We start from the raw sequence: 14549 nt of genomic DNA, 5'->3' as shown, positions 1-14549 counted from the left end.
ATTTCGCCCATGTTTGAAACTTGGAAGCTCTGAGATCTGAACTTTGGGCTCAGAGCGGTTCCACGATTTTTTACTGGCAGCAACTACTGGTAGTATTGCCTACACAACACTAATGGTGTTTTTTTATATGCGGCTTAGCATGAACCTCCGCAGTTGCCCTATTCAATTAAATCTCCGCTCCAATAAATTTAGATTCGTTTTTGTAATTCATATAAAAGATTCAAGGCATCCATTGGTGTCATTTCTAATAAATTCATTTTTTTCAGTGTATCGACAACACCTAACTCGTCTGTAGAGACTTCTCTAAACAAGGATAATTGCTCTGTCTCTTCTTTAACCTCGTCCTTATACTCTACCGTCGTTGCTGTTACAGCATTTCCTTCTGCTTCTAAAGCAGACAAAATAGTCGCTGCACGTTCCAATAATGGCAACGGTAAGCCTGCAATTTTCGCTACATGAATCCCATAGCTCTTATCTGCTGGACCCTCCATCATTTTGTGTAAGAAAACTACTTCTCCATCTTTTTCCACAGCCCCGACGTGAACATTTTTCAACCCTTTCAGCTCTTCATCTAAAACGGTTAACTCGTGATAGTGAGTAGAGAAAAGAGTTTTCGCACGAACTTCTCGGTGGATATACTCAATAATCGCTTGGGCTAAGGCCATTCCGTCATACGTCGCTGTTCCACGGCCTAATTCATCAAATAAAATCAAACTATTCGGAGTCGCATGACGCAATGCTTGGTTCGCTTCCATCATTTCTACCATAAACGTACTTTGGCCAGCAATCAAATCATCGGAGGCACCAATTCTAGTAAAAATCTGATCGAAGATAGGCAATTCTGCAGATTCTGCTGGAACAAAACAACCAATTTGAGCCATCACAACTGTTAAAGCCAATTGACGCATATAGGTACTTTTCCCTGACATATTTGGACCTGTAATTAAAAGAATCGTATTGTCTTTATTCATATGAACACTGTTGGGAATGTATTCCTGATGTCCTAACACTTTTTCAACGACTGGATGACGCCCTTCTGTAATATGCAACTCTTTACTATTACTTTTAAGTGTTGGACGAACATATTGATAGCGTTCGCTGACGGTCGCAAAAGCTTGAAGAACATCCACAGCACTAATTGTTTTCGCCAATTTTTGCAGTCGTTCAATATTCTTCTTCACTTCCTCACGAACTTCCAAAAATAGCTGATATTCTAAATCTACTGATTTTTCTTCTGCTTCTAAGATTAAAGTTTCCATTTCTTTTAGTTCAGGCGTGATAAAACGTTCCGCATTTGCCAGCGTTTGTTTTCTTTCGTATTTTCCTTCTTCTAGATTGACCAAATTGGCTTTCGTTACTTCAATATAATAACCAAACACTCGATTAAATCCGACTTTTAGGGTTTTAATCCCTGTTTCTTGTCGTTCTTTTGCTTCTAGCTCTGCCAACCATTGTTTCCCATTTCGCATCGCGTTTCGATACTCATCTAGCGTGTCATTATAATCGTCTTTAATGACATTCCCTTCTGTTATTTGCAAAGGCGCTTCTTCATTGATAGCGCGATGAATTAGTTCAACTAAATCTTCCGCTGGATTTAGATCCAACAGTAAGTCATTCCATTCCCCTTGATTGATTCCAACAATTAATTCACGAATTAGAGGGACTTGTTCTAAAGAAGTTTTTAACTGAATTAAATCTCGACCATTCACATTTCCAAAAGCAACTCGACCAGCTAAACGCTCCAAATCATAGACTTTTGTTAACGCACCTTGTAAATCAGCTCTTTCAAAATAAGCATTTAATAAAGACTGAGCCATTTCTTGTCGAGCAAAAATTTGTTTTTCTTGAATCAACGGACGATCTAACCATTGCTTCAACAAGCGACCGCCCATTGCGGTTTTCGTCTCATCTAGTAACCAAAGCAGTGTCCCTTTTTTCTGTCCCGTACGAATAGACTGGCTTAATTCTAAGTTGAACTTTGAATAATGATCCATCTTCAAAAAATGATCTGGTTGGTACTCTACTGCTTTTTGAATATGGGATAAGCCACGCTTTTGTGTCACCGCTAAGTATGTTAGTAATTTACCTGTTACATCAATTTCCAAAGAATCAGTCAATTCACTTGTTAAAAAACTAAATTCAGCGTTCTCCTCTGCGGATTGTTGTTCAGAAAAAATAACATTTAAACGGTCTTGGAGTGTCTTCTTTAACCCTTCTGACAATGAGCTTCCTAAAACCATTTCTTTGGTTTGTAGAGCAGAAGCTTCGTTGATAACACCATCTTCATCGGATAAAATTGCCACTTTTAGTTCACCTGTACTAAGATCTGCATAAGCAAAGCCAAAACGCCCCTGTTCTTCTACTACAGCAGTCAAATAGTTATTGTCTTTTGCTTCTAGACCTTTACTATTCATTACAGTGCCCGGTGTTACAAGCTGAACGACTTCTCTTTTAACCATTCCTTTAGTCGTTTTAGGATCTTCTACCTGTTCACAAATCGCCACTTTATAGCCTTTTTCAATTAATGTATCAATGTATCCCTGAGCTGCATGATGCGGCACTCCACACATCGGAATTGGTTCATCCGCATTGCGGTTACGGCTTGTTAAGGTTAGTTCAAGAATTTGTGCTGCTTGATTTGCATCCTCATGGAAAAGTTCATAAAAATCACCTAGACGATAAAAGAGAAAAGCATCTGGATACTGTGCTTTAATCGATAAATATTGTTCCATCATGGGTGTATTTTTAGTTTTTTGTGGCATTATAACCCTTCTTTCTCTAATTCTTCGTTTACTTTATATTGGATTTGATCTGTTATATGTTGTAATAAATCATTCGCTTCTACCAATTGTTCTCTATAAGCGATTACTAACGGATGCTCATCAAACTCTTTGGTCAACTGATCGGCAAGCTTCAGCGCTTCTCTTTCAGCTTCAGGTTTGTTGTAATGAGCAAATTGAACTGCGTCTTTTTGTGCTTGCTTGATTTGTTCTACTAGGGCAGTTAATTTTTCATTTTTTTGTACTTTCACTTCTAGCTTTTTATATTGCTGAATCGTTTCATTTTCTTCAATTAAAGCTAAAAGTCGCTCTAGCTCGTAATTTATTTTTTCCTCATTTGTTGATGGCTTCATATGCCCACACCTTCATTTATAGAAATTTATTTTCTTTTTTAGTGTCTCTATTTTATCACAACACTACTTTTATCGCGTATTAAAATAATAGAGACTAAAACAAAACTCTTGGAGTTTGATTCTAGCCTCTTTTCAATCATTTATCGCCAACACCAATACATCATTCGTTTTGCTTCAACTAGTTGCTTGTTATTCAAAAGGACGATCTTCACTAATTTGGATTGGTTCAATTTTAGTCGCTTGACCTGTTTGATCGTCAATATCAATAATACATGCAGAAAGCAGGCTGCGACCTTCTTCCACTACTTCAAACCGTTTTGGCAAAGAAGTCATAAATTTTTCAATGATCGGCCCACGTTTCATCCCTAGAATGCCATCGTAAGGTCCTGTCATGCCGACATCAGTTAAATACGCCGTTCCTTTAGGTAAAATCCTTGCATCATTCGTTTGTACATGAGTGTGTGTGCCCACAACCGCTGACACTTCACCATCTAAAAACCAGCTCATCGCCTGCTTCTCACTAGTTGTTTCTCCATGAAAATCAACAAAAATAAGAGGGGTTCTCTTTCTGGCTTCTGCAATCAATTCTTTTGCTTTTTGGAAGGGGTCGTCTAAAGGCACCATAAATGTGCGAGCTTGCAAGTTAATAACAGCCAATTCTAGTTGGTTCACTTTGACAAAAACCATCCCTTTTCCAGGAACACCTTCCGCAAAGTTTGCAGGACGAACCATTTTTTTTGCATCATCAATAAAATCAAAAATATCTTTATTGTCCCAACTATGATTACCTAATGTCACAACATCAACACCATCTTGTAAAAACTTTTTGTAAATTTTTCCGGTAATCCCTCTGCCTGCTGCAGCATTTTCACCATTGGCGATTGTCACTTGAGGCCGATATTTCTTTTTTAATTTTGGTAAATAAGTAGTCAATGTTTCTCTTCCTAAAGAACCGACAACATCCCCTATAAATAATATACGCAAATAATTTCCTCTTCTCTTTTAACTTCTATTGATATTATAGAGGTTTTTCCAGTGAAAGGAAAGTTTTCATTCATTCTTCTACAATTAGACTTAAGCTTTTATTTAAAAGCTCTCTTTACTTATCTGGCTTTCTCTTCTACAAAAAAAAGAGCCAACACTGGAATTCTCCTTCCATTTGTGTCAGCCCGGTATTTTTTATCTTTTACGATTCATTTATCCTTTAGATTATTCTCGTTTTTTTGATGACTATTCTGATCGTAACGCTTCAACTGGATCTTTCTTCGCAGCCATTCTTGCTGGGATGAGTCCACCAAGCATTGTTAAAAGAACACTCACTACGACTAGTAATATAGCATGCAACGGGTTTAGTTGTGCAATATTGGCGATGTCCGTCATATTTTCCATGACCATATTCACCGGAATTGTTACAAGATACGCAATCCCAATTCCTAATAAACCTGAACACATTCCAATAATAAATGTTTCAGCGTTAAAAACACGGGTGATATCTTTTTTACGAGCTCCTAATGCTCTTAAAATACCGATTTCTTTTGTCCGTTCCATGACAGATATATACGTGATAATTCCAATCATTATTAACGAGACAACTAACGAAATAGCAGCAAACGCCACTAAAACAATCGTAATCGCATCCAATGTACTTCCCATCAAAGAAGTTACCGTTGCTGCCATATCTGTATAGATAATTTGTTGTGCTTGTTTCTTCCCTTTGTTCCATTGATCCAAATAATCCAATACTTCGTCTTTTGATGTAAAATCTTCTGGATAAATAGTAATGTTACTTGGCGTTTCCACCCCACCAAACTTTGTTAGCAATTGTTCTTTTGTAATTGAACTAACCGCAGGTGCTTGAATGCTATCCGGATTTCCAAAACGGCGACGATCTTGGATTTGAGTGACTGCTGCTTCTCCATTGAAAGGTTCCCCTGTCATAACATTAAAGTCAGCTTTTTCCTGCGCTTGAACAATCGTTGATGTTTTCGCTTTATTAATGAAATCTTTTACCAATTCTTCTGAATACTTGACCCCTTCTGATAAACTAGCAACCGATAAATCTTCTTTTGCTCTAATCACACCTACCAACTTTAAGGTTCCGCTTTTTCCATCCTCATACAGCGTGGTCAATTCTTCTGACGTGCCTTTCGCTTTAAAAAACTCGCCTTCTTTCTGGTAGTATTCATTATTGGCAATTGTTTTAAATTCTTTTCCAATAAATTGACTAAAATCTAATTGTTTTTGCTCTCCATCCAAACCTAGCTCATCAACAATCCCGCGGTCTAATTGATTGTTTTCTCCTACAACAAGTACTAACTCTTCTTTGCCACTAGGATAATTCCCAGCTAAAAGATCATAATTTTTTTCTAAAAATGGTTTTTCTTCGCTATTTTCCGTTCTAGGGTAACTTGCCAATTTCAGACTTTCTGGATTGACAACTGTCACTGTGTCATTGACCTTTTGAAGCCAATTCATTGTTGCATTTCTTGTAAAAGATAGACCTGAAATCAATTTAGAATCAATTTTCTCTAAATAGTCAAGATATTCTAATGATAGTTCATTTTTATGAGCCGTTTGCTCTTCTGACGGCTGTTCTGGAAAAATAGCGGCTTGTTTCCGCTGTTTTTCCTTCTCTCCCTGGTCCTCTTCCCCTACTGTGCTTGTCCCAGGACCAAAAGTAATCTCCTCCGCGGTTTGACTAATCATTATAGGGTAGCCTGATAAAGTGTCATTCTCAATAGAATTAATTTGTTTATTAAACCCATTCGATAAAGAAAGCACTAACGCAATTCCAATAATCCCGATACTAGAGGCAAAAGCAATTAACCCTGTACGCCATTTTTTGGTGGAAATATTTTTTCCAGAAAGTTTTAAGGCATTCCAGAAACTCATGCTAGTCTTTTTCAGTTGATAATGGCTGCTCCTCTCCTGTGCATCATATGGATTAGAGTCTTTAATAACAGCCCCATCTCGCAGTTCAATAATCCGATCAGCATAGTTTTCTGCTAATTCTGGATTATGAGTAACCATAATAACCAGTTTGTCCTTCGCGATTTCATTAATCAGATCCATAATTTGTTCACTTGTATGTGTATCCAAAGCCCCCGTAGGTTCATCTGCTAAAATAATATCAGGGTCGTTAACCAACGAACGAGCAATCGCCACTCGTTGCATCTGTCCACCAGAAAGTTGGTTTGGTTTCTTATGGACATGCTCTTTCAAACCGACTCTTTCTAAAACATCTAAGGCACTTTTTTGTTTTTCTTCATTAGAAACACCACTTAAAGTCATCCCCATTTTCACATTTTCTAAGACACTTAAATGAGGAATTAAATTATAGCTTTGAAAAATAAATCCTACACTATTATTTCTGTAGGCATCCCACTCGCTATCTTTGAATTTTTTCGTGGATTGTCCATTTATTTGTAGATCACCATCATCATAATGGTCTAACCCTCCCACAATATTTAACAAAGTCGTTTTCCCTGAACCACTCGGACCTAAAATTGCTGCGAATTCATTTTTCCTAAACGTCAAACTAACGCCATTTAGAGCAATTTGAGTGAAATCCCCAGTTGTATAACGCTTATAAATTTTTTTCAATGCTAACATAGCTTCTTCATTCCCTTATCGTTTGTTGATATTGAGTTTACCTAAGTATGGTTAACTCAATGTTAACAAATTGAAAAAAGAAGAAAATTGAAGAAGAAATGTTGGCTTTCTGCTAAGATGAGTAGAGAACAAGCTAACGAAAAAGGAGGATTCGTAATGGAAACGATACTGATTGTTGAAGATGACCAACACACTAGAAACCTAATGGAAATCGTTTTAAAAAATAATGGATTCCGTACAATTTCGGCTGAAAATGGCGTAGAAGCATTAACTATCCTTGATAAACAGTGCGTGAGCCTAATCATTTTGGATATTATGATGCCTAAAATGGATGGTTTCCAATTAACGAAAGAATTAAGGGAGGCTAACTTTCAATTACCTATTCTAATGGTGACTGCCAAAGAAACACCTGATGAAAAAAAACGTGGTTTTTTAGTTGGAACAGATGATTATATGACGAAACCTGTGGATGTTGAAGAGATGATTTTACGAATCAGAGCGCTACTTCGTCGTTCAAAAATTGCTTTCGAACAAAAGATCGTGATTGGAGAGGTGGTTCTTGATGCAGAATCATTCACCGTTTCTCGAGAAAGTTTCCAACAAACCCTACCGCAAAAGGAATTCTTATTACTCTTTAAACTATTAAGCTATCCGGGAAAAATCTTCACACGTTTAATTCTAATGGATGAGATTTGGGGATATGAATCAGAAACAGACGAAAAAACAGTCAATGTCCATATCAACCGCCTGAGAGAACGCTTTTCAGATTATCCTGAATTTACAATTGTTACCGTACGAGGGCTCGGCTACAAAGTGGTGAAAAATCTATGAGGAATTTATTTAGACGCCTGAGTATCACCATGGGGCTTGTTTTATTTGTCTTTTTTGTATTAGTAATAACTGGAATGGTAATCGGCAGTATTTTCATCTTTTTTGTGAAAATGAATTGGATTCAGCGCTCGCCTAGATATGGTTCTGAGAAAAATGTCTTGGCACCTTTCATTGTTTTATTCTTTCTAAGCTTAGTTATCGGAACTACTTTGACCGCCTTATTTAGCCGAAAAATTATGCAGCCGTACAAAAAAGCACTGGACGGGCTTGATAAAGTTGCGCGTGGAGATTTCAATGTTAAGCTTCATTTTAAACACGGAGGGTATGAGCTAATGCGCCTTTCTGAAAGTTTCAACCAAATGACCACTGAATTAAATAGCATTGAAACCCTACGTAGCGATTTTATCAATCATTTTTCTCATGAGTTCAAAACACCGATTGTTTCCATCCAAGGGTTTGCCAAATTGCTAAAAGATCCGACTTTGCCGGAAGCAGAACGTCAAAAATATATTGAAATTATCATTCAAGAATCGGGGCGCTTAACCAAACTTTCCAGCAACGTATTGAACCTGACCAATATTGAAAATCGAAGTATTCTAGCAAATAAAAAAAATATACAGTTAGACGAACAATTAAGACAAGTCTTATTGATTTTAGAACCTAAATGGCAAGAAAAAAATATGAGTCTAGATTTGGACCTACCACCCATTCAAATTTTTTCAGATGAAGAACTACTACAGCAACTATGGATCAATCTGATTGACAACGCGATTAAATTTTCCCATCCAGACAGTCCATTAGTTGTTCAGATTAAGCCTGATTTTGATTCTGTCTGCGTAATTATTCGAGATTTTGGGATCGGCATGTCCAAGGAAACACAAGCTCACTTGTTTGATAAATTCTATCAAGGAGAAGCTTCTCATTCAAAAGAAGGAAATGGACTAGGGATGCCTTTAGTAAAAAAAATCGTGGACCTTTGTGGCGGGAAATTGGTCGTTGAAAGCTCATTAGAACAAGGCAGTACTTTTTCAGTCATTATAAAGCAAGAAATAGAAGGGATTCGTGAAAATTGACAGACATCATTAGGAAGAATGACTAAATAATAAGCGCGCTGTCTATTCGGCGCTCCTCAAATTCCTGTGACCAAAAGTAGGTGCCATTCTCTGTGTTCCATGGCAATTTCAGTTCATCTCGAAAATCCTGCTTTTTTCTCGCCATTTATTCGGATTTAGAGAGCGAAAAAAACTGATTTTTAGTTGTCCCGCTCTCTAAATCTTAGTATGTTTTAGCTATCTCCAATAAGAGAATTGACTTAAATCCAGCCCTTCTCTTTCGCAAGACTAACCGCTTCAATTCTATTTTTTGCCTCTAGTTTGTTTAGAATTTCTGACATATAATTACGAACCGTTCCATCAGATAAAAATAATTTTCCTGCAATCTCCTTTGATGAAAGACCTTCGCCAACGGCCAATAATACCTCACGTTCTCGATCTGTTAAAGGATTATCTTGTTGAAAAAGCATTCCGGTAACTAGTTCAGGCGAATAAAATTTTTTCCCCTCCATCACCGCTCGAATATTTTGAATCAGCTCATCACTAGGTGTATCTTTCAATAAATAACCAGAAACCTCTGCTCTGACAGCACGCTCAAAGTACCCTTCTCTAGCAAAGGTCGTTAAAATAATCACTTTTTGTCTTTTATCTTTTAAAGCTTCTGCTATATCAAGTCCTGTTTTTCGGGGCATCTCAATATCCGTTAAACAGATATCTGGTTGCTCTTTTTCGATTAGTTGCAAAGCTTCCTCACCGTTTGAAGCAATGCCCACTCCTCTAAGTCAGCTTCCAAATTTAAAATTGTCGCTAACGCCGACGACAACAACCCTTGATCTTCAGCAATCACTAATTTAATCATTTTATTCTCCTTTAATTTACAGGAACCGAAAAAGTGACCTTCGTTCCATCCTTATCAGTAAAATTTAATTGGCCATCAATACTAGTTATTCGCTCCCTCAAACCAGTCAAACCGTTGCCAGGTACACCTTGGTTCATCCCACGACCATCATCTTCCACGCTAAAATGATATTCGTCCCCATGTTTTCTGATTATAATTTTACAGCGACTTGCTTTACTGTGTCGAATCACATTTGTTACACACTCTTTTAAGCATAGACTGACTGTATTTTGAATAGCTGAAGGAATCTCACCTGTCAATTCTTCTCCTTCTGTCGTTAAAATAATCTTTGCTGTGCGCAAATTTTTCTCAATTAGAATCATCTCTTCCACAATTAAGACATGGCGCATACTAGAAACAATCTCTCGAACCGTCTGCAAGGTTCCTCTTGATGTCTCTGCAATTTCTGACAACTCTTTTTTTGCCAATGTAAGATCTTTATCCAAAAGTTTCCCTGCTAAATCCGTTTTAATCGTCATAATAGATAATGATTGCCCTAGTGTGTCGTGTAAATCTCTGGCAATTCGATAGCGTTCTTCTTGTTTAATAACATATTCCATCCGTTGAGTTGATTGGTGCGCTTGCTTTCGAAGTTCTGCTTGCTTTCGAATAGAGCGTCCAGCGAAGGGGGCGGCACAAATAAAAAGTCCATAGACAAAAATAGTGATTTTCATATCTTGAGCCATATACTCTGGCAATTTGTTTAAAGTAAAAGGAAGTGGTGTCAAAGTACAAAGTAGCGCAAGATAATAATAAACAAATATTCTCTTTTTCATTGGAATAAAACCAATCATCCAGGCAGGGTAAATAAACAAATAAATATAGCCAAAATAGACCATATAAAACAACGAAATAGCATACATCAACCCCATCCAGAGCGGAAGCCCTTTCCCATTAAAAATACCCATAATTTTATTGATAGCTAGGCGTTCTCGCAGTTAAATCCTCTATGTTATTAATACAAATTTTTCTATTTTCAATGGATATGATATTTTCAGTTATGAGTTTTTTTAGGTGTCTTGTGACATAAGATCGAGTGACTGCTGAAAGACATGAAATAATATCGTGAGTAATATAGGGAGGTAAATAGTTATAATTTCCATTAGTGTTACCTAGATAGTAGGCTAAAGAAAGTATGGAAAAATTAATTCTTTCACACCCAGAAGTAGAGAGACATTGCTGACTACAATACATAATATTTGTATAATATTGGAAATTTTTACCTACCAACTGAAATCCATCATTAAGGTCGTGTAACAGATTTTTGTGAGTAATAACAATCAATTCCATATCGGTCAATGCGATGGTTTCCCACTCGACAGATTTTTCATCAAAAAGTGTTGTGAAACCAATTATGTCGCTTTTCCAAAAAAGATTTAAGGATCTCCTATTTCCGAGCACATCAATAAAATGACGCATTGCTGATCCAGAATTAATGTAGTATAAATTTTTGTGTTTTAAAAAGAAGTCGATGTTCATACTCTTTTTTATATGAATTTTATCAAAAAAATCTTCTCCATGTATTTCAATATTTCTTTTTAAAAAAAATGAATTATATTCTTTTATCGTTTGGTCTAAATAAAAAATAGTCAATATATTTATCCTTTCTCTATTAAAAGACTAATTTATTATAGAAATTTTGTTATATAAAATAAAGGCCGATATTAATATACTTTTTATAGTGTAAATAGTATATTGAAAAAAAGCAAAGAATAACCTTTTTCAAAAATTGAAAACTGATTTTAAATTCTCTTTTTACATTCATGTTCCTATTACCTCGTTTCAATCTATTTACTAACAGTCAGTAAGATTTCTCTTACTGACTGTTAGTAAGATTTCTCTTACTGACTGCCTAATTAAAAAATTTGATACTTTTATTTATTGGTTAATGGCTAAAAATTCGGCTAAATCTGAAGGGTAATAGATACATCTACTTTTATCCAAATTTAATGACTTGTCTTTATTTCTAAATCGAATAACAGCAAGACAATTGTTGTGTTCATCCGCTCTCTATAAGTGCGCTTCAGTGGTTTCCGTTTCAGCTAAGATTTTTGAATCAGAATTAGGTTTAAATTTTTTTATCTCTTTTAAGAGCCTTTCAGCTTCTTCCATACGTAGCTCTACAGCTTCCTGAAGAATTTCATAGTCATATTTTACAAAAACATACGTATTACCACCCTCCAGTATCTCTCCACTTCTCTCGTCATAATCAATTTCCTTGAATGGATAAGCTATCTCATTTATAGAGTCTAAAGAAATAGATAAATCCTTGATTGTAACATCAAATGTTTGATCCTAATCCTAAAAAAATTAAATATGTATAAAGGAGAGAGGTAATATGAAAAAAAGATGAAATAAAAAGTGAAATGACCCAGCTGGCAAAATATATTTCTGGTAGTTAGGAAATTACGGATTTAGCAATAATCAGAACGATTGACTGTATTTTTAATAAAAGATTTCCTGTTGGAGTTACAACAAAAAAATTACAAAAAGAATTTTCAAAATTAGCTAGAAAAGAACAAAAAGAGTTATTAATTGAGTTCATGCAAATGTCATAAATGAATGTGACACAAACTGATTATGTCATATTCATTAAATGACGGAAAATGAGACAGCTCTAAAGGTGACAGACGATGATGGTCAGGCTCTTTTTTTATAGTTGTTTTGAATAAGACTTAATACATGGTATAATATGTTTAAGTCTTGTTGAGAAAAAGAGGGATTTTTTTGAACGTTGTCGAAACAATTTGAGAAAAAAACAGATCGAGGGGATCAAAGGAATTTTATCAGCTGGAAAAATGGGTCAACGAAATGTGTTGTTGTTTTCTATTGGGATTAATACCACCTATCGAATTTCTGATTTACGCCGACTAAAATTATCCGACGTGCTAACTGTTTCTCGTGGCCGAGTCGTAGCTAAAGAAAGATTGGACATGAAGGAGCAAAAAACAGGAAAACATAATTCGATCATCATTTCCAGAAAATTACGAAAGTTGATCCTGGACTACTTGAAAAATGAGTTTCCTAAGCAGTTGCTTATACAAGACTTTGATTATTATTTATTTCCGAGTCATAAAGCGAACAATCAGCCATTGAGTCAGCAAGCGTTGTGGGCGGTTATCAGTAAGGCAGGCAACACAATGGGCTTAAAAAATATTGGCAGTCACTCGATGCGAAAGACATTTGGGTACTTTTTATATAAAAACGGTACGCATATTGAGATTATTCAAGAATTATTAAATCACTCTTCCCAGCGTGTGACCTTACGTTACATTGGGATCACGCAAGAAGACAAAGATACAGCTGTCATGAGTTTAGATTTATGAAATCGGTTCTAAATGTTCCAGAAAATCAATAAATCACAAGTCTATGGTTGTGAGAGGAGCATTCTGAGGCGTTTTCAGCTAGTTATTGTCGATTAAAACCTGAATTAAACCTTAATAAAAAATAGGAAGGACAAGAAATGGTACGAGAAAGTTACGATCAATGGAAAGTACCGAATGGTCAGTTCAATAAAGCGATGACATTTTATGTGAAATGTGATTGTGGAGATTTAGCGAAATTAACTGTTTATTCTGGCCCGTTTGAGTGTCCAAGCTGTCATAAGAAGTATGTGCAGCAATATGGTAAGTAGTTCACTCTTAACAATGACGCGTACAGGAAGTCATGATGAACTTTTGTAATCTCAAAAATGATAATTATCAAAAATAAATGTCTCTGAAGGAAAGTGGCAAGAAATCTATGAAAAAGTGCAATTAATTTTTTATAATAAGAACAAAGATGCGTTCATTAGCCTATCGTCAAATTTCAATCTACCTGTAGCTGATATTAGTAGTTAGCGTTAACTTTGAACGGAAATTAATTGTAGTTTATAATAGGTATAGGACTAATGTCCGACTTTAAAAGCACGAAAAGTATCATGATGAAAATCATGGTACTTTTTCGTTGCATAGGGGTTAATAGAACATCCGTACAAAAAAACACCCCGAAGGGTGCAGACCAATGAAATATAACAGTTTGGATGCTGATGAGGTAAGTATACGCCACTTTGTTTTTTGCTTAAAGTTCGTGAGGAACTCGCTGTTATTATTACGATCCAACGAATCGACCTGTCCTAAAGTACGAACAGGTCTTTAGCAATATTCAGTTGTACGTTTCTTTACTAAGAATAACACAAAAAAAACAAATAAGTAGTTCCTCAAGAACTTTCTATTCATATTTCTATTTTGTACAATTAATATGTCAACAACAGCAAACTCTTATAAATTTCTTAAGTTTTACTCCTTTTTAACAATAGAAATATCCATTCCTCACCTACCCCAATGGTGAGGTATTTTTTTGTTTCAGTGATCGAGAAGCAACTTGATCCACAATCTCTTTTAGTACAAGCTCAATTTCACTTTGTCTGGTGTAAACTTTCGGCAACACCTGACTATTCCCTATAGATTTATCTTTTGGGGCTTGCATATTTCCTAAAAAACTCCTATCAATACCATTCGCATGAGCATGTAGTTGCGTACCAATAATACCTAAGCGATCTTTTAGTTTGTAGTAATCAGTAGTCGCCAATTCTTTGATTGATCGGATCCCCATTTTTTCAAGTCTTACAGCTGTTTTATGACCTATCCCACAAACGTCCGTCATGTTTTTTATGCCCCACAATTTTATTGGAACATCTTTATATCGCCATTCGGCAATAAAATCTTTGTTCTTCTTTGCTTCGATATCCAAGGTAACTTTTGCCAAAAAAGGATTGCTTCCAATTCCTACTTTTGTATAAATTTTTGTTTTTTCGTGGACTGCCAACTGCATCTTTCGAGCCATTTCGTACGCTGTTTTGCAGTTAAACAAACAATTGCGATAAGTTACAACAAACACACCTAAAACAATTAATGCCAACACTTTATCAAAACTATCATACGGAAACATACTAATTATTGGAATCAATATAAAAATCAACCAAATAAAGGAAATGAACCCATCTTCTTCAGGATACAATCGAATCTTTCTCCCCATAAAATCC

At 35.8% G+C, this 14549-nt stretch carries 11 protein-coding genes and 1 pseudogene; 4 read left to right on the top strand and 8 right to left on the bottom strand.

The annotated features are described in order from the left end of the window. Positions 1 to 188: 188 nt before the first annotated feature. The 4 genes from mutS to BCR26_RS06560 form a co-directional block, all read right to left on the bottom strand. The gene (mutS, locus tag BCR26_RS06575) at positions 189 to 2762 is read right to left on the bottom strand and encodes a DNA mismatch repair protein MutS (protein WP_069698186.1); all 2574 of its coding nucleotides are present in this window, start codon (positions 2760 to 2762) and stop codon (positions 189 to 191) included. Continuing rightward, positions 2762 to 3133, bottom strand: coding sequence for a YlbF family regulator (locus BCR26_RS06570; protein WP_069698185.1), 372 nt, complete (start codon positions 3131 to 3133; stop codon positions 2762 to 2764). Before BCR26_RS06570 ends, mutS begins: the two co-directional genes overlap by 1 nt. A 189-nt stretch (positions 3134 to 3322) precedes the next feature. Beyond that, positions 3323 to 4117: a TIGR00282 family metallophosphoesterase gene (locus BCR26_RS06565; protein WP_069698184.1), complete on the bottom strand. Its 795-nt coding sequence runs from the start codon at positions 4115 to 4117 to the stop codon at positions 3323 to 3325. A gap of 246 nt (positions 4118 to 4363) precedes the next feature. Beyond that, complete coding sequence (locus BCR26_RS06560; protein WP_069698183.1) at positions 4364 to 6745, bottom strand: ABC transporter ATP-binding protein/permease; 2382 nt, start codon at positions 6743 to 6745, stop codon at positions 4364 to 4366. Between the two features lie 156 nt (positions 6746 to 6901). Here BCR26_RS06560 and BCR26_RS06555 point away from each other — a divergent pair, with 156 nt between their 5' ends. Together BCR26_RS06555 and BCR26_RS06550 are read left to right on the top strand one after the other, a co-directional pair. Then, positions 6902 to 7576: a response regulator transcription factor gene (locus BCR26_RS06555; RefSeq protein ID WP_069698182.1), complete on the top strand. Its 675-nt coding sequence runs from the start codon at positions 6902 to 6904 to the stop codon at positions 7574 to 7576. 29 nt (positions 7577 to 7605) lie between these two features. Next, the gene (locus tag BCR26_RS06550) at positions 7606 to 8649 is read left to right on the top strand and encodes a HAMP domain-containing sensor histidine kinase (protein ID WP_245676924.1); all 1044 of its coding nucleotides are present in this window, start codon (positions 7606 to 7608) and stop codon (positions 8647 to 8649) included. A 239-nt stretch (positions 8650 to 8888) separates the two neighbouring features. On the opposite strand, the pseudogene BCR26_RS06545 reads toward BCR26_RS06550, so the two are convergent. The 3 genes and pseudogenes from BCR26_RS06545 to BCR26_RS06535 form a co-directional block, all read right to left on the bottom strand. Continuing rightward, positions 8889 to 9487 (bottom strand): annotated as a pseudogene (locus tag BCR26_RS06545) (response regulator). Between the two features lie 11 nt (positions 9488 to 9498). Then, positions 9499 to 10389, bottom strand: coding sequence for a sensor histidine kinase (locus BCR26_RS06540; protein ID WP_245341940.1), 891 nt, complete (start codon positions 10387 to 10389; stop codon positions 9499 to 9501). A 49-nt stretch (positions 10390 to 10438) separates the two neighbouring features. Then, positions 10439 to 11119 (bottom strand): Crp/Fnr family transcriptional regulator, encoded by a 681-nt coding sequence (locus tag BCR26_RS06535; RefSeq protein ID WP_069698180.1) that lies wholly within the window; start codon positions 11117 to 11119, stop codon positions 10439 to 10441. 1154 nt (positions 11120 to 12273) lie between these two features. Here BCR26_RS06535 and BCR26_RS06530 point away from each other — a divergent pair. Then, entirely contained in the window at positions 12274 to 12852 is a 579-nt protein-coding gene (locus tag BCR26_RS06530; protein WP_069698179.1) for a tyrosine-type recombinase/integrase, read from the top strand. Between the two features lie 137 nt (positions 12853 to 12989). Next, entirely contained in the window at positions 12990 to 13160 is a 171-nt protein-coding gene (locus BCR26_RS18270) for a transcriptional regulator (protein ID WP_139124897.1), read from the top strand. Between the two features lie 680 nt (positions 13161 to 13840). Here BCR26_RS18270 and BCR26_RS06525 read toward each other — a convergent pair. Beyond that, positions 13841 to 14542: a DNA polymerase thumb domain-containing protein gene (locus BCR26_RS06525; RefSeq protein ID WP_069698178.1), complete on the bottom strand. Its 702-nt coding sequence runs from the start codon at positions 14540 to 14542 to the stop codon at positions 13841 to 13843. Between the last annotated feature and the right edge of the window lie 7 nt (positions 14543 to 14549).

The organism is Enterococcus rivorum (genome assembly GCF_001742285.1).
Taxonomy (GTDB): Bacteria; Bacillota; Bacilli; order Lactobacillales; family Enterococcaceae; genus Enterococcus_L; species Enterococcus_L rivorum.
This window is presented reverse-complemented; position numbering and strand designations above follow the sequence as displayed.